The sequence below is a fragment of the Streptomyces sp. NRRL B-24484 genome (assembly GCF_000717715.1).
Taxonomy (GTDB): domain Bacteria; phylum Actinomycetota; class Actinomycetes; order Streptomycetales; family Streptomycetaceae; genus Kitasatospora.
The window spans coordinates 51494-74192 of record NZ_JOAI01000022.1; the positions used below are offsets into that span (position 1 = coordinate 51494).

The following is a 22699-nucleotide window of genomic DNA, read 5'->3' on the forward strand; positions in this document are numbered from 1 at the left end:
ACGACCGGGGGGTCATCGACGGTGGACGCGAAGTCCCTTCCGGAAGGCCCGTCCGGTCGGCGGCGGCCTCCGTTCCGGCGGCTGCGCGGGAGCGGCCCGGCCGGCACCGCACCGCGGTGGCGTGCAGGAGCCGGGGCCGGCCCCCACGCCGCCCCCGGTTCTGCGTTCCGTTCCCGGCCGGCCCCACGCCCGCCGGGTCGGACCCGTGTTGCTACGACACGGGAGTGATCAGGCCGTAGTGGCCGTCGTGCCGGTGGTGGAGAACATTGCCGCGACCGGTCTCGGCGTCGGTGAAGAACACGAACGGCGGACCGCTCAGGTCGAGCCGCTCCAGCACGGCGAGCAGCTCGTACGGGCGTGGTCGGGCGCGGCCGGGGTGACCTCGCCGCGGGTCTCCACCAGGACGCCGGGGGCGGGCCGGGACTGCAGAGGGTTCATCGGATCTCCTTTCCCGGTGGGTTCAGACAGCCGTGCGGGACGCTGCCGGGCCGAGGGCCGGAGGTCCCGTCGGCGTGGACCTCCGGCCCGTGTCCCCGGCCGGCGACAGCGCGCGGACGGTGGTACCGGTGGTGCCGACGAGCGCGCCGAGGGCGTCGTCCAGCGGGCCGATGACGGCGGGACGGCCGGTCCGTTCGGCGAAGGCGGCCGCGGCCTCGGCCTTGGGACGCATGGAGCCCTCGGGCAGGTCGAGCGCGCGCAGTTCACCGGGGGTGGCCGTGGTGAGCGGGCCGGGGCGGGAAGCGCCGAAGCGGGTGAACACATGGGTGACGTCGGTGAGGATCAGCAGGGCGTCCGCGTCGAGCTGCTCGGCGAGCAGGGCGGCGGTGAGGTCCTTGTCGACCACGGCCTCGACGCCGCGGACACACCCGGTGTCGGGGTTGCGGACGACCGGGACACCGCCGCCTCCGGCGGCGACGACCACGGTTCCGGCGGCCAGCAGGGCACGGATCGCGGGCAGTTCCGTGATCGCCCCGGGCCGCGGCGAGGGCACCGTGCGGCGCAGACGGTCGCCGTCGCGGGCGGTGGTCCAGCCGCGTTCGGTCCCCATCAGCCTGGCCTGGCGGTCGGTCAGCTGCCCGCCGACGAACTTGGTCGGCCGGCGGAACGCCGGGTCCTGCGGATCGACCTCGGTGTGGGTGACCAGTGCGGTCACGCTCCGCCCCGGCAGGCGGGCCGTCAGCTCGCGGACGAGCAGCGTGCCGATCATGCCCTGGGTCTCGGCGCCGACGACGTCCAGCGGGTAGGGCACGGTCAGGGCCGGGTCGGTCTCGCTCTCGGCGGCGAGCAGGCCGACCTGCGGACCGTTGCCGTGGGTGATCACCACCTCGTGCCCGGCGAGGACGAGTTCGGCGAGTGACCGGGCGGCGTCGTGGACGTGGTGCTGCTGGACGGCGGCGTCCGGGTGCTCCCCGCGCCGGAGCAGGGCGTTGCCGCCGACAGCGACGACGATGCGCATGGTCAGTCCCTCCCGAGGGTGGCGACGAGGATCGCCTTGATGGTGTGCATGCGGTTCTCGGCCTGCTCGAAGACCAGTGACGCGGGCGACTCGAACACCTCGTCGGTGACTTCGAGGCCGTCGAGTCCGTGCTGCTCGGCGAGTTCGGCGCCGAGGTCGGTGCCGCGGTCGTGCAGGGCGGGCAGGCAGTGCAGGAAGGCGGTGCCGGGGTTGCCGGTCGCGGCCATGACCCCTGCGTTGACCTGGTACGGCAGCAGCAGGTCGATGCGCTCCTTCCACCGGCCGTGGTTCTCCCCCATCGAGACCCAGACGTCGGTGTACAGGTAGTCGGCGCCGCGCACGGCCTCGTCGACCTCCTCGGTGAGGGTGAGCCGGGCACCGCTGTCCCGGCCGCGCAGCAGGCACTCCTCCAGCAGGGACGGGTCGGGCCAGAGCTCGCGCGGCGCGGCGACGCGCACGTCCATCCCGAGCAGACTGCCCATCGCCATCAGCGAGTTGGCGGTGTTGTTGCGGGCGTCGCCCAGGTAGCAGAAGGAGATCTGCTCCGGCGGCCTGCCACTGTGCTCACGCATGGTGAAGACGTCGCAGAGGCTCTGGGTGGGGTGGCACTCGTCGGTCAGGCCGTTGTAGACGGGGACGCCGGCGTGCGCGGCGAGTCCGGCGACGGTGGCCTGGGCGAAACCGCGGTACTCGATGCCGTCGTACATCCGGCCGAGCACGCGGGCGGTGTCGGCGACGGACTCCTTGTGGCCTATGTGGGAACTGTCGGGGCCGAGGTAGGTGGTGGTGGCGCCCTGGTCGGCCGCGGCGACCTCGAAGGCGCAGCGGGTCCGGGTGGAGTTCTTCTCGAAGATCAGCGCGAGGCGGCGGCCGGTCAGCCGCGGGGTCTCGGTGCCGGCCCGCTTGGCGGCCTTCAGCTCGGCGGCGAGGTCGAGCAGGTGGTGGATCTCGGCCGCGGTGAAGTCGAACTCGGTCAGGTAGTGGCGGCCGTTCAGGTTGACGGTCATGGCGGGTTCGTCCTCCGTGTGGGTCAGTCGACGGGATCGCGCTGGATCGGGCAGCTCATGCAGCGGGGGCCGCCGCGGCCGCGGCCGAGCTCGGAGCCGGCGATGGTGACGATCTCGATGCCCTGCTTGCGCAGGTGGGTGTTGGTGGTGGTGTTGCGCTCGTAACCGACGACGACGCCGGGTTCGAGGGCGAGGAAGTTGCTGCCGTCGTCCCACTGCTCGCGCTCGGCGGCCCGGGCGTCCTGCTCGGCGGAGAGGAGGCGGACCTTGTCCACGCCGAGCGACTCGGCGAGGGAGGCCGCCAGGTCGGCGTCCGGGGTGACCTCGAGGCCGCTGGGCCGTTCGGGGGCGGGGGTGAGGGTCCACGAGCGCAGCCGGTCGGCCAGGCCGGGGTGGACCGCGAAGGTGTCCCGGTCGATCATCGTCAGAACGGTGTCGAGGTGCATGAACGCCCGGCTCTCCGGCAGCCGCACGGCGATCACCCGGTGGGCGGCGCCGAACAGGAAGAGGTTCTGGGCCAGCAGCTCGACCGCCTGCGCGGTGGTGCGCTCACCCATGCCGACCATGACCACCCCGGAGGCGAAGACGTGGACGTCGCCTCCCTCCAGGCTCGGACCGGGGCCGACCGCGGTGCCGTCCAGCAGCGGCGGCGCGGTCTCGGCGAACAGCGGGTGGAAGCGGTAGATCGCCGCCGTGTGCAGGGTCTCCCGGCGGCGGGCGGGCCTGGCCATCGGATTGAGGCTGTAGCGGGCGCCGATCCAGCAGGAGTTGTCGCGCGGGAAGAGGTGGTTGGGCAGTGGTGGGAGGACGAAGTCCTGCTCACCCAGCGTGTTCCAGAGCAGGCTGTGCGGCCTGCGGATCGGCAGGTCGTTCTTGAGGACGCCGCCGATCAGGTACTCGGCGAGCGTCGTGCCGTCGAGCTGCTCGCACAGCTCCCGCACCGGCTCCACCAGGGCCGGGCCGACGGCGGCCGGAGTGACGACCTGGCCCAGCAGCCAGGCACGGGCGGGTGCCAGGTCGAGGGTCTCGGCGAGCAGCTCGGCGTAGTGGTGGACGCGAACGCCGTGGTCGCGCAGCACCTGGGCGAAGGCGTCGTGCTCCTCGCGGGCCCGTTTGGCCCACAGGATGTCGTCGAAGAGCAGCTCGTCGACGTTGCGCGGGGTGAGTCGGGAGAGTTCCAGGCCGGGACGGTGCAGGATCACCTGGCGCAGCCGGCCGGCTTCCGAGTCGACACGCAGAGTGGACATGTCGTTGTGCTCCTTGGTTCTCAGTGCTGGTGGCGCGGCGTCAGCGCGCGACGGAGGAGGGTGGGCAGGCCCGCACGGCGTGCGCCGCGGGCCGCCGCGGGCAGCGGCTCCCCGCGCCCGGCCCGCGCGGTCCCGGTGGGCAAGGTCCCGGTGTGCGGAGTTCCGGTGGGGGCACCGGTTCCGGCCGTGCGGGTGCGCGGGCGCTTCAGCCAGATGTACGCGGGGATGCCGAGCAGGATGGTGAACAGGCCGTAGTAGACGGTCTGGTAGCCGCTGCCCTGGATGGACCAGTAGCAGAACGCCAGGGCCGCGACGGCGACGGTGGCGTCCCGGACGAGGCGGCGCCGGTCGAGCTCCTCACGGCCGTGCTGCACCAGCCAGAGCAGTTGGGCGGCGGCCGCGACCAGGTACGGGACGGCTGCGGTGAGCACGCTCAGCAACACGATCCCGGTGAAGACCTGGGTGAAGCGGGTGTAGCTGACCACGGTGAGCACCGAGGCGAGGACGGTCGCCGAGAGGATGCCGAAGGCCGGCACGCCGGCGCGCCCGCGGACCTTGGTGAAGGCGGACGGGAAGAGTCCGTCCCTGGCGGCGGCCATCGGCATCTCGGCACAGATCAGCGTCCACCCGTTGAGTGCGCCGATGCCGGAGACGATCGCCGCCGCCGCGACCAGGTCACCGGCCCAGTGGCCGCCCGCGACGGTGTTCACCGCGTCCGTGAACGGCGCCGTGGAGGAACCGAGTCGGGCGTGCGGCACGGTGCCGAAGACGGCCAGCGTGCCCAGCAGGTAGATCGCGGCGCACGCCAGCGTGCCGTACACCGTGGCACGCGGGACGTTGCGCCTGGGATCGCGGACCCGTCCGGCGGCCACCGAGGCGGTCTCCAGGCCGATGTAGCTGAACAGGGCGATCGCCCCCGCCGCCGACACCGCCCCGAGCGCCGACGTCCCGCTGGCGTTGAAGGCACCGAAGTTCCCGGACTTCACGAACAGCAGGCCGACCGTGCCCATGAAGGCCAGCGGCAGGAACTTCAGCACCGTGGTGACGATCTGGAACGCCCCGACGGCCCGGACGCCCGTCAGGTTGACGACGGCCGGCACCCACAGGCCCGCGAGCGCGATCGCGATCGAACCCCCGGTGTGGTGTCCCTTGTTGACGAACACCTCGACGTAGCCGACCCAGGCCACCGCGATGGCCGCGTTGCCCGCCCAGGCGGTGATCCAGTACGACCACGCGGTGAGGAAACCGGCGAACTCCCCGAACGCCTCCCGGGCGTAGACGTACGGTCCGCCGCTTCCCGGCACCCGCTCCGACAGCCGGCCGAAGGTCACCGCCAGGGCCAGGGCTCCGATCGTCACCAGGGCGAACGCCACCAGGGCGATCGGCCCGTACGGGGCGAGTGCGGACGGCAGCGCGAAGACGCCGGTGCCGATGACGCTGCCGACCACCAGTGCGGTCGCCGCCGGCAGGCCGAAGCCGCCGGCCGTGCCGGACGGACCGTCATCCGGGTTTCTCCGCAGGGCCTTTCCGCGGCCGTGTAGGGACATCACGCGCTCCTTTGCGGTGTGTTCGGGGAAGCAGGCGGACACTGCTGTGCCCGTGACCCACGGTGAAGATCCTCGGAGAGAGGCCGGGTGCCTTCCCAGGGACCGACGGCCCTGTCCTCCTCGCCGGCAGTCCCGTCGCCCGTGCCCCGATGGTCCCGGCCGGGGCGGTCGGGCTGACGGTTCGTCGCCGGACCGGACACGCCGTCCCCCGTGCGGGAGCCGTGGCCGGTCAGGGACCACCGGCCCTCCGGTCGGCCCGGTCGGTCCCTGTGCCTGCCCGGACCGTCGCCTGCAGAGTTCTTCTCGAACGCGACCCGCAGGAGCCCCGGCCCTGCACCACCCGGCTGCCGGAAGGCGGCGGGTGGCGGCGGTCCGCTCCCGACCGTGCACCCCCGTCCGCAGAGGAGTTCCCGATGGCCGGCACCCACGGCACCCGCGTCACCCGCCCATGGCAGCGCCACCTGCGCCGGGCTCTCGGCACCGAGCACAACGCCCTGGCCCGGGCCACGGACCGCGCCCGCAGCCGCTCGCTCGTCCTCGCGGTACTCGCGGTGGTCGTGGCGGCACTGCTCGGCGCCGCCACCGCCCGGGCCGGCCTCGGATCGGCCGAGCGGCGGGCCGCCGAGGCGGCACCCCACCGGCACCGCATCGACGCGGTCCTGCTCACGCCGACCCGGAACTCCGGTGGCACGGCCGATGCCGTGGCCGGCCACTACCGTGCCGCCGCGACCTGGACCGCCCCCTCCGGACAGCACAACACCGGCACCGTCCAGCTGCGCCGGCCGACTCCGGCGGGCGCCGCGACGACCGTATGGGTGGGCGACTCCGGGCAGCTCGTCCCCGCGCCGCCCAGCACCGCCGATCTCGTCTCCGACGCGGTGAGTCTCAGCCTGTTCGTCTTCGGCTGCCTGTCCCTTCTCACCGCCTGCGTCCTCGGTCTCCGCCTGACCGCTCTGAACCGCCGGGCGGACGCGGCCTGGCAGCGCTCATGGGCCGACCTCGAACCCGTCTGGAGCGGACGAGCCGCCCGCAAGCCCGGCAACGGTGAGGCCCGCCGCGGCTGAGCCGGACCGCACCCGAAGGCTCGGGCCCCGGCCCGCGTCCCGGTGCTCCGTCCGCGACCCGCCGTTGTCCGCGGTTCGCGGGTCGGGTCACCGGCCCGGTGCAGGCATCGGTTCGCCGGCCGGGTCGGTGGCGCCCTGGTCGAGGCGGAAGGGCGGGTACACGTCGGTCATCAGCGTCGCGTACGCGACGACGCGGAAGACCCAGCGGTTCAGTCCGACGATCAGGTCGAAGATGCCCGTCGGATAGCGGGCGGTGAAGGCCAGCGACACACCGGCGAAGAGGGCGAGCAGGCCGATCAGGCCGCCGCCGCCCCTGTCCCCCGCGCCGCCGAGGAGGAAGCCGAGGACGGCGTAGTGCGGGATCGCCAGCAGCCACCACTTGACCAGCACCAGCCCCCGGGACAGCCGTTCCGGGCGGGCGACGGCGAGTGTGGCGGGGTAGTCGGGCTCCTCCCCGAGGCTGAACGGCGGATAGCGGTCGGTGCCGAGGCCGCCGTAGGAGTAGTACGAGACCCGCCACGTCCAGCGCAGCACCCCGAGGTTGAAGTCGAAGATCCACCGCGGATAGGCGCCCGTGACGAGGACCGCGAAGAACACGACCACCGTCAGCAGGAAGAAGGCCGCCCAGAGGAAGCAGAGGACGATCCAGTGGGGTATCGCCAGAAGCCACTTGACCAGCCAGAGCCAGCGCGAGACCGGTAGGTCCAATCTGGCTTCGAGCCGTACGGGATTAGCCTTCACGCCGGTCATGTTTACGCCGGTCACGGCGATCACCTCCTGGCAGGCCGGGCGTTCCGGTACGGCCGGGACCCGCCGTACCTTCGACACACTCCGGACACCCCCATGGTCGAACGGCCGCGACGGCCGGCGGCAGGGCCGACCGGCCCCGACCCGAGGGCCGCGGGGCGGGGATCGCCCCGCCCGCCTGATCGCAGCGGAACCGCAGGTCCCGCCTCCGGCCCCGGCCGGCACGTGGCCGGTCGATCGGATGCACCCGGCCCACCCGACAAGGACCGCTCGGCCCCGCCCACGGCGGCGCCTCGGCCTTTACGGTTCCCATGGGGCGGGAACCGACTCGGGTCGGAGGAGCAATGACCGGCTCTCGGCGGTCCCGCCCGGTCGTCGTCGGCGTGGACCACAGGGACGGCTCCCGGCCGGCCCTGGTCTGGGCGGCCGACGAAGCCGAGCGTCGCGGAGTGCAGCTGCGGCTGGCGCACGCCACCGCACCGAACCACCACCGGTCGTACCGCGCCGTCGGCTCGGGGCGCCGCAAGGCCGGGCGCCGTGTGCTCTAGGCGCCGTGTGCTCTAGGAGGCAGCCGCCCTCGTCGTGGGCGGACACCCCGGCATTGACCTCGCGACCGTCCTTGCCGGGGGTCTGCCTGCCCGGGTGCTGTGCCACGAATCGCACGACGCGGGCCTGACCGTCCTCGGCTCGCGGCGGCTGAGCCGTCTGGAGGAGTTCCTCGGCGCGCACTCGGTGGCCGCCCCGGTCAGTGCCCAGGCGGCCTGCCCGGTGGTCGTGGTGCTGGGGCCCCGGCGACAGCACCGAGCAACCGCCGTACTTCGTCGCCGGTGTCGACGGCAGCCCGGCCTCCCGCGCCGCTCTGGCGTACGCCTTCGCCGCGTCCGCGTACACCAGGTCCGGGGTGAGCAGCGCGACCATGCCGGGCAGGGCCCGGAAGACCGTCGCGTAGTCGATCACCGGTCCTTCGCCGGCTCTCCGTCGGGGGCCGGCCGGACGACGACCACGGGGCAGCGGCCGTGGTGCACGCAGTGCTGCCCGACCGAGCCCAGCAGCGCCTCGGTGAAGCCGCCGTGGCCGCGGTTGCCGACGACCAGGAGATCGGCCCCCTCCGAGGCGTCCAGCAGGACGGCTGCCGGATGGCCCTGCACGACGAGCTGCCGAACCAGCGCGCCACCCGGCGCGCCGCCGGTGACCTTGGTGACCTTGGTGACGGCCTGGGCGAGACAGCGGCGCGCGTTGTCCTCGAAGTCGAAGCCGTCCAGGATCGGCGCCGGCCAGCCGTAGCCCGAGGGGTAGGCCCAGGCGATCACCGCGTCCACCGTGCCACCGACCAGGGCGGCCTGGCGAACGGCCCAGCGCAGGGCCTCCTCCGAGGTCGGCGAGCCGTCCACACCGACCACGATCCGCGGTGTCTTCCCAGTTCCGTCGTCCACTGCGCACCTCCGGTGTTCGCCGCGTGTCCGCGGCCGACTTCCACGCTACGCACACCGGTGTCCCCGCTCCGTTCCGGAAGCACCGTCGTCCGGGCCACACGGCCCACCAGCACCACTCTCGCGGGCGGTCGGCCCGGCAGGCCGGAGAAGCCCTCACATCCCGTCGTGCGGTGCTCCACCCCGTCGCTTCCACCACCGGTGCCACCAATGGCGTCGGCGACCGGTCCCGTCGGCACCGAAGGGTTCGCGTTCCTCCGCGCCGGTGTCCACCTGCGGAGGCCCGCCGCGGGTGACGGGCAGGTGCGGGGCGTGGAGAGCGGCCAGTCTGCGGTAGAGCTCCTGCTCCTCCTCCGAGGGCAGCTCCGGGATGCGGACGGTCACCGACACCCGGAGGCTGCCGCGGTCCCGGCCGCCCGGCCGGGGCAGGCCCAGGCCGGGCAGGTCGAGAACCGCCCCCGGCTGGGTACCGGGCGGAACGCTGAGCGGGACCGGGCCGTCCGGCCCGGGGACGGTCAGCGCCGCGCCGAGGACGGCCTGGTGCACCGCGATCTCCAGCCCGTGCCACAGGTCCGCACCCTGGCGGGTGAAGCGCGGATCGGCGGCCGTCCGCACGGTGACGAAAGCGTCACCCGACTTCCCGCGCGGGTGGGACGGCGGCATGCCCTTGCCGAGCAGCCTGAAGACCGTTCCCTCCGCGATACCGGCCGGAATCCGGAAACTGACGGGTTCCTCCACGAGCGTCCTGCCGGTGCCGCCGCAGGTGCTGCAGGGGTTCCGAACCACGGTGCCCCGGCCGCCGCACGCCCGACAGGTCGTCACCTGCTGCAGCACGGTGCTGCCGCGGCGGCGCTCGGTGACCCGTTGCCCGCTGCCCCGGCAGCGGGGGCACTGCTGCAGGGCACCGCCGGTGGCGCCCGTCCCGCCGCACGCCGGGCAGACGCCCGGCCGGCGGACGGTCACCGTCCCGGTGGCTCCCGTCATCACGGCCGAGAGCGGGACGGTCAGATCGAGTTCGATGTCCGCCCCTCGTTCGGGGGCCCGCCCGTCGCCGCCCTCCGGCGGCGCACCGAACGGGCCGTCGAACAGGTTGCCGAAGAAGTTGCCGCCCCCACCGAAGACCCTGCCGCCGGCGCTGCCGAACACGTCGCCGAGATCGAGCCCCGCCAGCAGGTCCTCGACGGACACGACGGTGGGCCGGGCCGTGCCGCGCCGGTCGTACTCGTCGCGCCGCTCCGGGTCCGACAGCACGCTGTAAGCCTCCGCGACCTCCTTGAACCGGTCCTGCGCGCCGGGCTCCGTGCTGAGGTCGGGGTGGTACCGGCGGGCGAGCTCCCGGAAGGCCCGCTTCAGCGTCTTCGGGTCCGCATCGCGGGGCACACCCAGGACGTCGTAGTAGTCCCTGCCACCGGTGGTCGCCATGCATCCAGCCTCGTGCCCGCTCGGTCGCCGCCGTGAGGGCCGACCGGCCCCACCTCTCCGGCGGACGGACCCATCGCGGGCACGCCCCGCCGCTGCCCGGCTACCTCCGCCGCGTGGTCGGATCGAACCGCGCCGCGCCGAAAGCCACCAGGCCGGCGGCGACGGCCGCACCGAGCCCCGGCCACGAGACAGGCTCCGTGCCCAGCACGTCCTGCAGGGCCGGCAGGTACAGCGCCGCGAGACCGAGCACCGCCGAGGCCGCGACGGCCAGCGGCAGGAAGGGATTGGCCCGGGTGAACAGCCGCTCGCGCAGGCCGAGGACCACACCGAGCTGCGCGGCGAGCAGGGTCAGGAAGAGGACGCTCTGCCACGCTGCGCCGCGGTCCTCGGACCACACTCCGGCCGCGAGGCTCAGTGCCGTCACCAGGACGCCCAGGCGCAGCACGCCCTGCCACAGACCGGCGCCCAGGATGTGCTCGTGCGGCGGTCTCGGGGGTCGGCTCATGGTCCGGGCGGCGACCGGTTCGGCGCCGACGGCCACACCGGTCAGGCCGTGGGTCAGCAGGTTGATCCAGAGGATCTGGCCGGCCCGCAGCGGCAGTGGCAGTCCCACGGTGGGGCCGAGCAGCATGACGAGGATCTCGGCCGCGCCGCCCGACATGGCGTACAGCAGGAAGCGGCGGATGTTGTCGTAGACCCGCCGGCCCTCCTCGATCGCGGAGACCACGGTGGCCAGTTCGTCGTCCGCGAGCACCAGGTCGGCGGCCTGCCGTGCCACCTCGCTGCCGCGGCGGCCCATGGCGACACCGATGTCCGCCTGTTGCAGGGCCGGGCCGTCGTTGACGCCGTCGCCGGTCATCGCCGTGACCGCGCCGTGCCCGCGCCAGGCGTCGATGATGTCGAGCTTCTGCTGCGGGTCGGTGCGGGCGAAAACGCGGGCCGCGGTGAGATCGGGGTGGGCGCCGGCGGCGAGGTCGGCGCCGGTGACGACGTCCGCCGCACCATCCGGGTCGGGGGAGGTCAGTCCGACGCGGGCGGCGAGTGCCCGGGCGGTGTCCGGGTGGTCCCCGGTGACGAGCACGGGGGTGATGCCGGCCCGGCGGCAGGCCCTGATCGTGGCGGCGGCGGCCGGCTTGGGTGGGTCGCTGAGTGCGGCGAGCCCCAGCAGGTGCAGTCCCGCCTCGGTGGCGGCCGCCGTTTCATCGCGCGTGGCGGCGGCCACGGCGAGCACCCGGTATCCGTCGGCGGCCAGCCGGGCGGCCGCTCTGCGGGCCTGGTCGAGGCGGTCCGGGCCGTCCAGGAGGACGTCAGGCTTCAGAACGGCTTCGGGTGCGCCCTTCAGACACACCTCCACTCTGCCGTCCGGTGTCCGGTGCACGGTGGTCATCCGTTTGCGGACGCTGTCGAAGGGGAGTTCGCCGATCCTGGGGCGCTCCACCACGAGTTCCGCGAGGTCGAGTCCGGCCTTGGCCGCCGCGGCCAGGAGTGCGGCCTCGGTCGGGTCGCCGAGGGCCGTCCAGTTGTCGGTACCTGCAGCTGGCGCCTGCAGGGATGCGTCGTTGCACAGTGCGGCGGCTCTCAGCAGGGCGACTGCCCTCTCGTCGCCCTGGGGGCCGGTCGCGCGGATCTCGCCCGTGGGCCGGTAGCCGGTCCCGGTGATCGTCGCCTCCCACTCCGGTCCCCACAAATGCTCGACGACCATGCGGCCCTCCGTCAGGGTTCCGGTCTTGTCCGTCGCGAGGACGGTGACCGAACCGAGGGTCTCGACCGCGGGAAGCCTGCGCACGACCGCGTGCCGGGCGGCCATCCTGCGTGCGCCGATGGCCAGCGCCAGAGTGACGACGGCCGGCAGCGACTCGGGAACCGCGGCGACCGCCAGGCTGATCGCGGTGACGGCCATCGTCTCCAGGTCCTGGCCGCGCACCAGGCCCACCGCGAAGACCACCGCGCAGAGGACGAGCGTCACTGCGGCGAGCACCCGGCCCAGCCCGGCCAGCCTGCGTTGCAGCGGTGTGCGCTGCGGACGCGGATGCAGCGAGACGGCGATCCGGCCCAGGGTGCTGTCCGCGCCGGTGGCAGTGACGGTCGCGACGGCCCGGCCGCGCACCACCACCGTTCCGGCGCTGAGGCCGGAATCGTGTGTCGCGTCCTTGTCCACGGGCACGGACTCGCCGGTCAGGACGGATTCGTCGAGCAGCAGGGCGGACGACTCCGCCACCACGGCGTCCGCGGGGACGACGTCCCCCTCCCCCAGCAGGACGACGTCGCCCGGCACGATCCCGGTCGCAGCGACCTCGCACTCGACACCGTCCCTGACCACGCGTGCCCTCGGTGTGCAGAGCGCCGACAGGGCGGCGACGGCCCGGTCGGCGCGGACCTCCTGGGCCACGCCGACGGCCGTGTTGACGACGACGACCAGCCCGACAACGACCGAATCCGCGTGATCGCCCGTGGCCAGCGTCAATACCGCCGCGGCCAGCAGGACCAGGATGAGGGGATCGCGCAACTGGGTGGCGATCCGGTACCACAACGGGGTGCCGGCCGCGGGGGCCACCTCGTTCGGGCCGTACCGTGCCAGCAGCGCGTCCGCCTGCTGCCCGGTCAGACCGCGCCGACGCTCGACGGCCGCTGTCATTGCCCACCTCCTGCCAGGTCGCCTCGGCACGCCGGTGGCCGCGGGCACCGTCAGCCCGCACGGGCAGCCCCCGGCCGCCGGCCCGGCCGCAACAGCCACGGCGCGGGCCGTCCGAGGGCGCCCGTCCGCCCGCAACCGGTCGGCAGCCCCCATGGTGGTACCGCCGGCCGCCACTCGACAGGGCCGGGCGGCCCCGGAAGGTGCGACAACCGTCCCGTTGCCGCACGCGCTCGCCGGGGCAACGCTGCGGGAACAGTGCGAGCGGGTGTTCCGAGCGGCACCCGGGAGAGTGGGAGCCAACGGTCCCCCATGAACAGCAACTGGAGTGTGGTCATGGACCTTCGCGACGAACTCCCCGTCGACCACCGGCTCGCCCAGGTCTACAGGATCGGCGCCGGCCTCTGCGGCGCCGTGCTGCTCGTCTTCGGTTGCCTTGGCCTCGCGGACGGTCTCGGCTTCTTCAACACCCGAGGACAGAACATCGTCGGCCTGTCGAGCAACGGCCTGCTCAGCCTCGTCTCCATCGTCACCGCCGCCGTCCTGATCACCGGCGCGGTCATCGGCGGCAACACCGCCTCCACCGTCAACATGACGGTCGGCGGCCTCTTCGTGCTCAGCGGATTCGCCAACCTGGCAGTGCTGGACTCGGACGCGAACGTCCTGGCCTTCCAGATGCCCAACGTGCTCTTCAGCTTCGCCATGGGACTGATCATCGCCACCTTCGGCATGTACGGACGGGTCAGCGGCCGGCTGCCGGTGGACAACCCCTACTACCGCCACCGCCACCCCGGAGCACCCGACCGCACCCGCCCCGCCGCCCTGACCCCTGCTACCCCCGGACGGGCAACCAGCGGCCCGACGACGTGAGCGCCACCGTCCGGCCCCGCCACTCGGCGGGGTGTCCACCAGCGAGGTCCGCACCGCCCGGGGCCGACCGAAGCAGGCGCCACGGGCGCCACGGGCGCCCGGGCGCAGCGGCGGCCGTGTCTGCCGTCGGCGCGGAGGTACGGGGGCATCTCGGGTGGACACGACACATCGATGTGGCACGCTGCGAAGCCCGTCAGGCACGGCTGGACGGCCCCGTGGCACCGAGCAGCAGAAGCGCTTCGGTGCCACGGCCGCCGTCGTCGCCGAGCGAACTGCACCTGCAGCACAGCACCTGATGCGCTTTCGGCTGATAGCACGCCTTGCCCGCCGGCGTTCTCATGACCGTTCCTGTCCCCCGGGTACGCCGGTCGTCCCGCTGTCCATGGCTGGCGGCCAACGGCCACGGACCCGCGCAAGGCGCGATGTGCCGGGCCACGAACGCAAGCACAGCTGGGACAGGAGCCGACCGGACGGCCGCTGCGAGGCTGTGGACACCGCCCGCTGCACCAACCCGTCGCTTCCTGCGCCGGTCGCCCCTCACGTCCGCGAAGTGCTCGACCAGGTCCGAGCACACACCGCAGGCAGCGGGCACGCACAAGCGCATGGCAAAGCGCTCGCACCGAGCTTGCGGCTTGGGGAAAAGACACATCCGGACGCAGGTCAACGAACCAAGGCCACCGCCTGCCCCGCCCCGGCCGGACCACGCCACCTGGCCCGCGTGGTCCGTGCACGGCGCAGCGGCCCGCGGCGGGGCCGGTCGGCCGCCAGTGCTCAGCCCGGTTGCTCGCACGGGGCGATCCGGCGCGCGGGGTGGTCAAGGGCGGCCGCGTACCGCTGCCCCGGACGAGCCGGCACATCAAACGGCTGCGAGCGGGTAGCCGACCGCCACCCACCGGCACCGGCGGGCGGTCCCGGGCCGGGGTCGCCCGTGCGTGTCCTTCGCCCCCAGGGAGAATCCGTGCTGTCCGAGGCCTTTGCACAGGACGTCGCACCACCCGTGCCGTACGCCGTCGCGCCAGGCGCCGACGGTCCGGGGCCCACCGACCGCGGTCAGGCGCTCAGGCGCCGTCTGGAAGGCCTGATCGGCATCGCCGCGACCGAGGGGAACGAACTCGTCCCGTTGCGCAACGGCGACGAAATCTTCCCCGCCATGCTCGCCGCCGTCGAAGGAGCCCGCCGCACCGTCGACATGATGACGTTCGTGTACTGGCGTGGCGACATAGCCCGACGTTTCGCACGAGCCCTGGCCCGCAAGGCTGCCGAGGGCCTGCGGGTGCGGCTGCTGCTCGACGGCTTCGGCAGCCGCCTGATCGAGCCCGAACTGGTCGACCTCATGGAGTCCTGCGGCGTCCGGATCGCCTGGTTCCGCCGTCCCGTACGGCTGTCGCCCCTGAAGCAGAATCACCGCTGCCACCGAAAGGTGCTGGTCGTGGACGGCCTGACGGCGTTCACGGGCGGTGTCGGCATCGCCGAGGAGTGGTGCGGCGACGCGCGGAACCCCGGCGAGTGGCGCGACACCCACGTCCAGGTCCGCGGACCGGCAGTGGACGGCATCGCCGCGGCCTTCGCCCAGAACTGGGCGGAGTGCCGGCCGGACGCCCTGTACGACGAGGCGGACCGCTTCGAGGAGCACGACCAGCCGGGACGCGCGGTCGTCCAAGTGGTCCGCGGCTCGGCCAGCGTCGGCTGGCAGGACCTGCAAACCCTGATGCGGGTGGTCATCTCGTCGGCGCAGCAGCGGCTGCGCCTCGCCACGGCCTACTTCGCGCCGGACGCCTACTTCGTCGACCTGTTGTGCGCGGCCGCCCGCCGCGGTGTGGAGGTGGAGCTGCTGGTTCCCGGTCCCCACACCGACAAGCGGGTCTGCCAGCTCGCGGGTGAGCGGTACTTCGAGCAGATGACCGCGTGCGGGATCCGGGTGTGGCGGTTCGCGCCGACGATGATGCACGCCAAGGTGCTGACGGTGGACGGAACCGCTGCGGTGATCGGATCTGCGAACTTCAACCGGCGCTCCCTCGACCACGACGAGGAGGTCGTGCTCACCGTGATCGACGAGCGATTCACCGCGTTGCTCGACCGTCACTTCGAGGACGACGTGCTGCGCAGCGAGCCGGTCACGGCGGTGAGGTGGAGGCGCCGGGGGCTCGCCCGGCGGGCCTTGGAGGTCGCCACCACGCCGGTGCGGCATTTCCTCTGACGCACCGGAGGCGGTTCGGGTCTGCCCTCGACCGCGGCACGGGCGGTGCGGTCCTCTCAGGAGTATCCGCCGTTGCTGCTCTGGCCCCCTCGGGTGGCGCGACCCGATGCCCGGAGCGTGGGCCGCTGCCGAGGTCGTCGACTCCGCTTCCTGTGTGGCCCTGCCCATCACCTGGTGACGGGTTGTCAGGGCGAGGTCCGGCCGCGGGTGCTCCCGGCCGTGCCGGCGGGCCGGTCCGTGAGGTGGCCGACGGTTCCGGTGACCTCCAGCACGCGTTGCATGCCGGCGGGGCGGTGGTCGAGGTGCAGTTGGGTGCCTGTGCAGCGAAGGTGCGGCGGTGGAGCATCAACAGCGCGGACAACGCGGTGAACTGCACCGGCGCGGCCAGCGCTACGGCCCGGGCGGGGCCGGCCGGCCTGTGCGGTGTGCGGGTGGCTCCGCGGGGCCGGGCGGGTGATGTGTCCGGGGTGTCGGCCCAGGCGCGGCCGCCTGGTGTGCGATCGCTGGAAGGGCGGTGCCCCGGGGCGCCGGCCGTCCGATCGCCGACCCTCTCGGGGAGTGTGCTCCGCCATGCCCGTCGTCTCCGTCGCCCACCGGATCCTGCAGTTACTCCTCGCCCTCGCCTGCGCAGCCGGTCTGTGGACCGCCTTCACCGGCCCCGCCCAGGCAGCCCCGCAGCAGTCTGTCGCCGCCGCGGCCGCCACCGCGGCGAACGCGGCGGTCGAGACGCCGGCGGCCGGCGGGCAGGGCGTCGACTGGGATCGGGTCGCGGCGTGCGAGAGCGGCGGCCGCTGGCACGCCAACACCGGCAACGGCTACTACGGCGGCCTCCAGTTCGACCGGGCGACGTGGCGTGCCAACGGCGGCACCGCCTACGCGGCCCGCCCCGACCTCGCCACCCGCGAGCAGCAGATCGCCGTCGCCGAACACCTCGCCGCCCGCCGCGGCCTCGCACCCTGGCCGGTCTGCGGCACGCGGGCCGCCGAACGCCCCGCGACCGGCCGCCACACGGTGCCCGCGCCGCGCCCGGCGCAGCAGCCCGCCGCCCGGCAGCCCGCTACAGCCGCCGACCGGACCGACCGGAGCGCCGTGGCTGCCGAGCCCGACATCGCCACCACCTCCGACCCGGCAGGCTCGGCGACGGTCGTGGTCCAGGACGGCGACACCCTCGACGCCATCGCCCAGGCCCAGCAGGTCGACGGCGGCTGGCCGGCCCTCTACGAGGCCAACCAGGACACCATCGGCGACAACCCCGACCTCATCCTGGCCGGACAGGCCCTCCGCCTTCCCTGACGCCCCGCGGGGCTCAGCCGAGGTCGAGGCCTGCCACGCCCTGCAGCGCCGCCCCGCTCGCCCGCACGTCGTCCAGCCAGTCCGCGAAGGTCTGCGCCCGACGGCCGGGCGGAACGTCGGAGAGATCGGGCGGCCACGTGCCGGGCGCCACCACGGTCACCACCACACCGCCGGCCCCTGCTGCCGCGGACAGCCACGTCGGCGGCGTCTCCATCACGGGCCTCGGCTCCCACACCTCGCGGCCGCCGACCAGCACCAGCCGCTCGAACCGGCCCGAGCGGACCTGCACCGTCCCCGTCGAGACCGGCACCCCGCCCGCGGCCACGAACCCGCTCTCCCACGCATCCGTCGCCAGCCCGCCCCAGTGGCCGGCGTCGACCTCGACAACGACTTCCGCCACCTCGCTGCCGTCGTCCGTCTCCCGCACCACCAGCGCCCACAGCACCGGGCCCTCACCCACAGGCGTCACCCCCTGGACATCGAATCGGCCCCGCCATCAAGCTTCACGGGATTCCGGCACCGAAGCCAGCCCGGCTCGTCCTCCGCGCCGCATCAGGGCAGCGGCCTCGTCTGGGGGTCGGTGCCTTGCCTCACAGAACCGGCAACCGCCCTGGCGTCCGGTGGAGACGTTGCCCAGCCGGGGCGTCACCTCCCTGCCGCCCGCCTCGTGCCGGCAGCCCCACGGGAGAGCCGTTCCCGGGTAGGGTTCCATGGGCTCGAACCCTGTCTCCCGCATGACCACTGCCGGATCCCGCAGGTCCTTCCGCGGACGCCCCATCACCACCGTGCCTCCCGTTCAGACCTCCCCCGGCCGGCAGTGTGGCGGCGACCACCGACAGAGCCGCTCGGGGCTGCTGCTGGTCCCGTGCCGGGAGCCGGCCGGCCGTCAGTTGCGCTCCGTGGTCCGCGTGGAAGCTTGCCGGTGGTCGCGTTCGACCTCCTCGTGCCAGCAGCCGGCAGCGGTCCGGGATCTCAAGGAGAAGTCCGGTTCGACGCCGGTCTCGCGCCGCTGCGCGGGTTGTCCCGCGAGCACAGGATGCTGGTCGAACGCCACCGGACGAAGGCGGCATGACCGGTCGGGCGACGCCGCGTCGCCTGACCGGCCCGCTACGCCGGGATCCGGGCGCCCAACGCCTGGATGAACCAGTCGAACGCCGGCGCCACGCTTTCCGGCGCCGACCAGCCGTTGATCACCGCGAGCAGCTGAAGGTACCGCTCCCTGCGCGGGTCGTTCGCGGTCTCCAGTCGGGTCGACAATCGGCGCCGAAGGTCGACGTCGTCGGGTCGGCCCAAGCCGTGCGCGTACTGAGCCATGACCGCTGCGACGACCCGGTCCGCCTGGGGTGAGCACGGGGCGACGCCGGCGGCCAGTGCCGGGCCGACCTGGTCAAGGACCGCTGCGGTGGCGTCGCGGCGCAGGCGTGCGGTGCCGTCCTGGGCGCGATCGGCCACATAGTGCTCGGCCGTGCGCCGCATGCAGGCGCGGAAGTCCGGGTCCTGGGACAGCTCGGCGAGCTCGACCCACGCCTCGACCTGCTCGGCCTCGGGGTTGTCGGGAAGCTCGGGAGTCATCGAGCGCGTGATCCCCACGAATTCGGGGTTGGCGTCCAGGCCGCCGAAGACGGTGTCGAGGAAGTCGTCGGCCAGACGTCGGCGTTCGTCCTCGGAGAGCTTGGCCAGCTTGTGCATGAGTTCCATCTCCTCAGGGGTGGACCCGCGTTTGGCCACCGCCGTGAGCACCGCGCGCCGCAGGCGCAGCAGCCGGATCTGCGTCGCCAGTGCTTCGGCGTGCGCCGCGGCGACCTCGGGCAGCGAGATCTCGCGATCCACGACCTTCCGGACAGTGGGGAGGTCCAGCCCCAGGTCGCGCAGCGTCCGCACGAGGTCCAGACGTGCGACGGCGTCGATGTCGTACAGGCGGTAACCGGCCGGGCTGCGGTCGGTCGGCGGCACGATCCCGCAGTCGGAGTAGAACCGAATGGCCTTGACCGTCAGACCGGTCCGCCGGGCCAGATCACCGATCGAGTAGAGCGCGCCGTCCATGCCCTCACCCTCGCACCTCCCCCTACCGGAGACTCAAGCCCATCCGCCTGCCGGCAGCACACCATCCCCCAGCCACAGGTCTTGACGTTTCCTCCGGGCGCTCGGGGCGGACTCCGAACCGACTGGGCTCAGCGGCCTCTGTCGTACGTGGTGGCAGGCCAGCGGGCGAGGACGGCGTGAGCGACTCGTTGGAGCAGTCGGCACTGAGGCGGTGGAGGGTGTCGGCTTCGGCCCGGGCGACGGTGAGGCCCCGGCATGGCCCTCGTGGCGGGGACGGGGCAGGGGTTCGACTGACCTCACTCCGATGCCCTGCCCCGGCTGCGAGCGCCTCGGCCCATGCCCACGCTTGGCAGGTGGCACGCATGTGCCAGCACTCCGACGAGAGGCGGAACCACCATGAGGGTGTTGCTGACGGTCGAGATGGACACCGAGAAGGCGAACAAGGCGATCACCGACAACACGCTGGCCACGACCATGAAATCGGTGCTCGACCGGATCAAGCCGGAGGCCGCGTACTTCGGGACCAAGGAAGGGCTGCGGACCGGCTACATCGTCTTCGATCTCAAGGACTCGTCGGACATCCCGACGGTCGCCGAGCCGTTCTTCCAGGACCTCGGCGCCAAGGTGACGTTCCTCCCGGTGATGAACTTCGACGATGTCCAGGCGGGCCTGCAGAAGTACGCCTCGAACTGAGCCGTAACCCGAGCCCCGCCCCGAGGGTCACCACTGCCGCCCGGCGGATCTCGTCGACTTTCTCGACCGACGGGTGCCCGTTGCCGGTGCCTGCTGACGCAACTGAACGCGCCTGCCGGGTGGAACGGCGACTGCTTGACCTCAGCCAAGTTGGCTGAGGTTTCCGGCTCCTCCCGGATCGCATCCTACGAGCTGCCCGGGCCACCCTTTGGCGGCCGACCGCCCTTGTTCTGCCGGATCCCCGGGCACAGCTCGCCTCCAGCGGCGAAAGTGGCATTGCGGCAGGTGTTCTCCTCCCACTCCGCCCGCAGTACCTCCTCGGCCGTGGTCAGGTCGACGACGGTGACTGGGACTTCGGTCCAGCCGAGGAAGCAGGCAAGGGCAAGGTGGCGGCCGCCGGCGGGGAGGTCGAGGTTCGCGGTGACAACGACCGGGTGGAGTAGCCCCACCGCGGTGATGGCCTCTGCGAGCTTGCCGAGGTCGTGTTCTCCACCAACCACCGCAGTGCCCGGCACCAAGACGGAGCCGGGCACCGCATGGCGCGGGATCAGGCCGGGCGGATGTGCTCCGCCTGCGGGCCCTTCTGGCCCTGAGTGATGTCGAACTCGACCTTCTGGCCCTCCTGCAGCTCGCGGAAGCCCTGCGCGTCGATGTTGGAGAAGTGGGCGAAGACGTCGGGGCCGCCGCCCTCCTGCTCGATAAAGCCGAAACCCTTCTCGGCGTTAAACCACTTCACAGTGCCCTTGGCCATGCTGGTGTCCTGTCGCAATCGGTGCCGGGCACGCACTGTGCGGCCCGTGCGGAGGTGATCGCCATGGCCCAAGGCAGCAAAACACCCGCGGCCTGTGACCGCGGGCGAAAACTCGGAACCACGACTGCTGATCAACACGCTACTCCGGCCCGTGGAAGACCGCAGGGCGACGCGCACAAGCCCCTCCGTGCCGTGGAAGCCGGGCTGAGGGCGTCATATCTGCCTATCGTCCCGGCTGCCACGATGACCCCTCGCGGGTCCGGCAACGGTGTCCTCGGCTGCCGGACCCGCACATTTGGCAACGAACACCCGGTCGAGTTATCCACAGAGGTATCCCCAAGGGTGAATACCTGCGGTGTACCGCCCACTCCCCAGGGTGCGGGGCGTCTCGTCATGCCTGGGCTTCGACGAAAGAGCCGCCCCTCGGCCTGACACAGATGAGGCCGTCCGTCCGCAGCGCCTCGTACACCTTCAGCGCAGTGGCCGAAGCAATTCCGAACTTGGCCTGCAGCCGCACCACTGAAGGAATCCGGCCACCGGGCAGATACTCGCCAGACTCGATACGTTCGGCAATCACGTTGCGACCTGCCGCCACCACGGCATATGCCGTGGGCCTCGGCGGCGTCGCGCACCCGCTGCCGCACGCGGGGCTGCCAGCGTTCACGGACGGCGTCCTCGACCTTGCGGGCGTTGTCGGGGCCGATGCCGGCGCCCTTGCGCCACCGCTCGACCGAACGGATCGAGACACCGAGCGCAGCGGCAACGTTCCGGGTGCCCTTCAGCTGCCGGACCAGGAAGTTCACCCTGCCTCGGAGGGTCTTGGGGATGGGCTGGGTCTGCAGGGCGCGTTCCGGCCCGCGGTCGATGGCGTCCATCGGCTACTCCCCTCGGCGACGGCGTCGCCGCCCTTGACGTGCCGGCCCGGGTTGGTGTGGTCGGCGATCAACCCGACGGCCCAGTCCATGGTCCGGGTGCCCTCGTGCTTGCACAGGCCCGGCGAGATCCCGAGCCGCCACACCGTCGTCAGCATGCCGTCCGGGCCGCGGAGCAGGTCCGGGGCGGACGGCCCGGGGGCCGGGTAGACGGTGCAGTCGGAGAGGATCGCGAGCGGGAACTGCCCGGTGATGGGGGCGTGGCGGCGGATCCTGCGGTGCTGGTTGACGGTGGCGGTGTCGATGATCAGCGCGCGGTTCACGGGGCCCAGGTCGGGCGCTCCAGTGCGGGCCGGCGTTGGCCCGGCCGGTAGGAGGCGCCGCGGGGGCGCTCGCGGAGCTTGCCGACGCCGCCCTTCGCGGTCGCCTTGGCCGCGGCCAGGAGGGCGGGCTCGACCGGGTCGCCGTGCTCCTGCAGGCCGGCCCTGGCGTCCAGGAACGCCTGCGGGTCCTCTCGCCGAGGTTCAGCGGCACGCCGAGCCGCTCCATGGTGGTGACGGCACGCAGGCGCTTGTGCCACGGGTCGAGCCGCGGCCCGGACTCGTGCCGCAGCCAACTCTCGGTCGGTGCCACGTCGAGGCCGAGTTCGCGGGCGTAGGCGAACTTGGGAGTGGTGTACCAGGCGGGGCCGGTCGGCGGCAGGCCGTCCGGGTGAACGGGTTCGGCAGCCGCAGGTCCAGGGCCGCGGTGGAGAAGTCGCACTTCCAGCTGCCGGGGATCTTCGGGTCGAAGACGGGGTTGAGCTCGTGCACCGGCTCCGACAGCGCCATGGTGAGCCGGCCGGCCGCCGCGAGGAACGCCGTGTTGCCTAGGCCCACCACGTGCGGCAGGGCCCGCTCACCGTCGCCGATCGCCTCGACGGGGCGGATCCAGTCCCACGCCTCGGTGACCAGGACGTCGGCGGGGTCGCGGTCCTGGGCGACCGGGTGCTCCGCCGGGGCCTCCGGCGGCGCCGGGTCGAACGCGTAGGTGCGTGAGCCCGGGCTGAACTGGGTGATCCCGGTCGCGCTGATCGCGGCGGCGTTCACGTTCAGCGCCCGTTACCCGGACTCGGTCCGTCGTCGGACGGCCGGGGCAAGTGCCCCGGCGGGCGGCGGGGCGACGGCCGGGGCGGGCGTCCGGGACGACCGGAGCGGGAGTCCGGGCCGTCCCGGCTGACCCCGCCGTCCGAGCCGCTCGGGAACGGGGTTGCCGACGGCCTCGACGGTCCGCCGGAGCAGGACCTTCAGCAGCACGGCGAAGCCGATGACGAAGAACACAGCAGGGAGATGATCGCCGAGCGACAGCTGCCGGTGATCTGGTACGCGAGGCCGAAGACCAGTGGGCCCATGTCGGTGCCGCGGTCGCTGACCTCGTAGAAACTCGGCC

Annotated in this window: 23 protein-coding genes and 2 pseudogenes; 7 read left to right on the forward strand and 18 right to left on the reverse strand. The window is 73.1% G+C overall.

The window, feature by feature from the left end; genetic code table 11:
• Positions 1 to 211 precede the first annotated feature (211 nt).
• Genes IE98_RS46535 through IE98_RS0120585 form a run of 6 tightly spaced genes read right to left on the reverse strand, consistent with a single transcriptional unit; the run spans position 212 to position 5158 of the window.
• Positions 212 to 337, reverse strand: a complete 126-nt coding sequence (locus IE98_RS46535; protein ID WP_324605789.1) for a sigma 54 modulation/S30EA ribosomal C-terminal domain-containing protein — start codon at positions 335 to 337, stop codon at positions 212 to 214.
• Positions 316 to 438, reverse strand: a complete 123-nt coding sequence (locus tag IE98_RS51985; protein WP_267882355.1) for a hypothetical protein — start codon at positions 436 to 438, stop codon at positions 316 to 318. Before IE98_RS51985 ends, IE98_RS46535 begins: the two co-directional genes overlap by 22 nt.
• A 22-nt stretch (positions 439 to 460) precedes the next feature.
• Complete coding sequence (locus IE98_RS0120570; RefSeq protein ID WP_052390739.1) at positions 461 to 1456, reverse strand: carbamate kinase; 996 nt, start codon at positions 1454 to 1456, stop codon at positions 461 to 463.
• A 2-nt stretch (positions 1457 to 1458) separates the two neighbouring features.
• Positions 1459 to 2463 (reverse strand): ornithine carbamoyltransferase, encoded by a 1005-nt coding sequence (gene argF / locus IE98_RS0120575; protein ID WP_030270945.1) that lies wholly within the window; start codon positions 2461 to 2463, stop codon positions 1459 to 1461.
• Positions 2464 to 2486: 23 nt separating this feature from the next.
• Complete coding sequence (locus tag IE98_RS0120580) at positions 2487 to 3710, reverse strand: arginine deiminase (protein WP_030270947.1); 1224 nt, start codon at positions 3708 to 3710, stop codon at positions 2487 to 2489.
• Positions 3711 to 3730: 20 nt separating this feature from the next.
• The gene (locus IE98_RS0120585; protein ID WP_030270949.1) at positions 3731 to 5158 is read right to left on the reverse strand and encodes an amino acid permease; all 1428 of its coding nucleotides are present in this window, start codon (positions 5156 to 5158) and stop codon (positions 3731 to 3733) included.
• Positions 5159 to 5670: 512 nt separating this feature from the next.
• On the opposite strand from IE98_RS0120585, the gene IE98_RS49265 reads away from it, so the two are divergent.
• A complete protein-coding gene (locus IE98_RS49265) occupies positions 5671 to 6321 on the forward strand; it encodes a hypothetical protein (RefSeq protein WP_030270951.1) in 651 nt (216 codons plus the stop codon).
• A gap of 87 nt (positions 6322 to 6408) precedes the next feature.
• On the opposite strand, the gene IE98_RS0120595 is transcribed toward IE98_RS49265, so the two are convergent.
• A complete protein-coding gene (locus tag IE98_RS0120595) occupies positions 6409 to 7071 on the reverse strand; it encodes a DUF4389 domain-containing protein (protein WP_030270952.1) in 663 nt (220 codons plus the stop codon).
• 341 nt (positions 7072 to 7412) lie between these two features.
• Here IE98_RS0120595 and IE98_RS51990 point away from each other — a divergent pair, with 341 nt between their 5' ends.
• Both IE98_RS51990 and IE98_RS51995 read left to right on the forward strand, forming a co-directional pair.
• Entirely contained in the window at positions 7413 to 7616 is a 204-nt protein-coding gene (locus IE98_RS51990; RefSeq protein WP_052390740.1) for a universal stress protein, read from the forward strand.
• 34 nt (positions 7617 to 7650) lie between these two features.
• A pseudogene (locus IE98_RS51995) lies at positions 7651 to 7836 on the forward strand (universal stress protein); the annotation flags it as partial.
• Between the two features lie 185 nt (positions 7837 to 8021).
• Here the strand turns inward: IE98_RS51995 and IE98_RS0120605 are convergent.
• The 3 genes from IE98_RS0120605 to IE98_RS0120615 all read right to left on the reverse strand — a co-directional run bounded on the left by IE98_RS0120605 (position 8022) and on the right by IE98_RS0120615 (position 12555).
• The gene (locus IE98_RS0120605; protein ID WP_030270954.1) at positions 8022 to 8501 is read right to left on the reverse strand and encodes a universal stress protein; all 480 of its coding nucleotides are present in this window, start codon (positions 8499 to 8501) and stop codon (positions 8022 to 8024) included.
• A 153-nt stretch (positions 8502 to 8654) separates the two neighbouring features.
• Positions 8655 to 9920, reverse strand: a complete 1266-nt coding sequence (locus tag IE98_RS0120610; RefSeq protein ID WP_052390742.1) for a DnaJ C-terminal domain-containing protein — start codon at positions 9918 to 9920, stop codon at positions 8655 to 8657.
• Between the two features lie 100 nt (positions 9921 to 10020).
• On the reverse strand, positions 10021 to 12555 hold the full coding sequence (locus IE98_RS0120615; protein ID WP_030270959.1) for a cation-translocating P-type ATPase: 2535 nt from the start codon (positions 12553 to 12555) through the stop codon (positions 10021 to 10023).
• Between the two features lie 333 nt (positions 12556 to 12888).
• Here IE98_RS0120615 and IE98_RS0120620 point away from each other — a divergent pair, with 333 nt between their 5' ends.
• From IE98_RS0120620 to IE98_RS52275, 3 genes are all read left to right on the forward strand, one after another.
• Entirely contained in the window at positions 12889 to 13422 is a 534-nt protein-coding gene (locus tag IE98_RS0120620; protein ID WP_030270961.1) for a DUF4383 domain-containing protein, read from the forward strand.
• Positions 13423 to 14380: 958 nt separating this feature from the next.
• A complete protein-coding gene (locus IE98_RS0120625; RefSeq protein ID WP_420706207.1) occupies positions 14381 to 15619 on the forward strand; it encodes a phospholipase D-like domain-containing protein in 1239 nt (412 codons plus the stop codon).
• Positions 15620 to 16189: 570 nt separating this feature from the next.
• The gene (locus IE98_RS52275) at positions 16190 to 16912 is read left to right on the forward strand and encodes a transglycosylase family protein (RefSeq protein WP_030270965.1); all 723 of its coding nucleotides are present in this window, start codon (positions 16190 to 16192) and stop codon (positions 16910 to 16912) included.
• A 13-nt stretch (positions 16913 to 16925) separates the two neighbouring features.
• Here IE98_RS52275 and IE98_RS0120640 read toward each other — a convergent pair whose 3' ends face one another.
• Together IE98_RS0120640 and IE98_RS0120645 are read right to left on the reverse strand one after the other, a co-directional pair.
• Positions 16926 to 17372 carry a hypothetical protein gene (locus IE98_RS0120640; protein WP_030270967.1) on the reverse strand — a complete coding sequence of 149 codons (447 nt, stop codon included), beginning with the start codon at positions 17370 to 17372 and terminating at the stop codon, positions 16926 to 16928.
• Between the two features lie 647 nt (positions 17373 to 18019).
• On the reverse strand, positions 18020 to 18955 hold the full coding sequence (locus tag IE98_RS0120645; RefSeq protein WP_030270968.1) for a MerR family transcriptional regulator: 936 nt from the start codon (positions 18953 to 18955) through the stop codon (positions 18020 to 18022).
• A 396-nt stretch (positions 18956 to 19351) separates the two neighbouring features.
• Between IE98_RS0120645 and IE98_RS0120650 the strand changes: the two genes are divergently transcribed.
• Positions 19352 to 19648: a DUF3303 family protein gene (locus IE98_RS0120650; protein ID WP_030270969.1), complete on the forward strand. Its 297-nt coding sequence runs from the start codon at positions 19352 to 19354 to the stop codon at positions 19646 to 19648.
• A 185-nt stretch (positions 19649 to 19833) separates the two neighbouring features.
• Here IE98_RS0120650 and IE98_RS0120655 read toward each other — a convergent pair whose 3' ends face one another.
• The 6 genes and pseudogenes from IE98_RS0120655 to IE98_RS52620 all read right to left on the reverse strand — a co-directional run.
• Positions 19834 to 20181 carry a ParB N-terminal domain-containing protein gene (locus tag IE98_RS0120655; protein ID WP_052390743.1) on the reverse strand — a complete coding sequence of 116 codons (348 nt, stop codon included), beginning with the start codon at positions 20179 to 20181 and terminating at the stop codon, positions 19834 to 19836.
• Positions 20182 to 20195: 14 nt separating this feature from the next.
• Positions 20196 to 20399, reverse strand: coding sequence for a cold-shock protein (locus IE98_RS0120660; protein WP_030270971.1), 204 nt, complete (start codon positions 20397 to 20399; stop codon positions 20196 to 20198).
• Between the two features lie 391 nt (positions 20400 to 20790).
• Positions 20791 to 21063 carry a GntR family transcriptional regulator gene (locus tag IE98_RS46550; protein WP_234443610.1) on the reverse strand — a complete coding sequence of 91 codons (273 nt, stop codon included), beginning with the start codon at positions 21061 to 21063 and terminating at the stop codon, positions 20791 to 20793.
• A gap of 135 nt (positions 21064 to 21198) precedes the next feature.
• The gene (locus IE98_RS44815) at positions 21199 to 21594 is read right to left on the reverse strand and encodes a hypothetical protein (RefSeq protein ID WP_052390744.1); all 396 of its coding nucleotides are present in this window, start codon (positions 21592 to 21594) and stop codon (positions 21199 to 21201) included.
• A 201-nt stretch (positions 21595 to 21795) separates the two neighbouring features.
• A complete protein-coding gene (locus IE98_RS44820; protein ID WP_052390745.1) occupies positions 21796 to 22359 on the reverse strand; it encodes a hypothetical protein in 564 nt (187 codons plus the stop codon).
• A 141-nt stretch (positions 22360 to 22500) separates the two neighbouring features.
• A pseudogene (locus tag IE98_RS52620) lies at positions 22501 to 22694 on the reverse strand (MFS transporter); the annotation flags it as partial.
• Positions 22695 to 22699 lie beyond the last annotated feature (5 nt).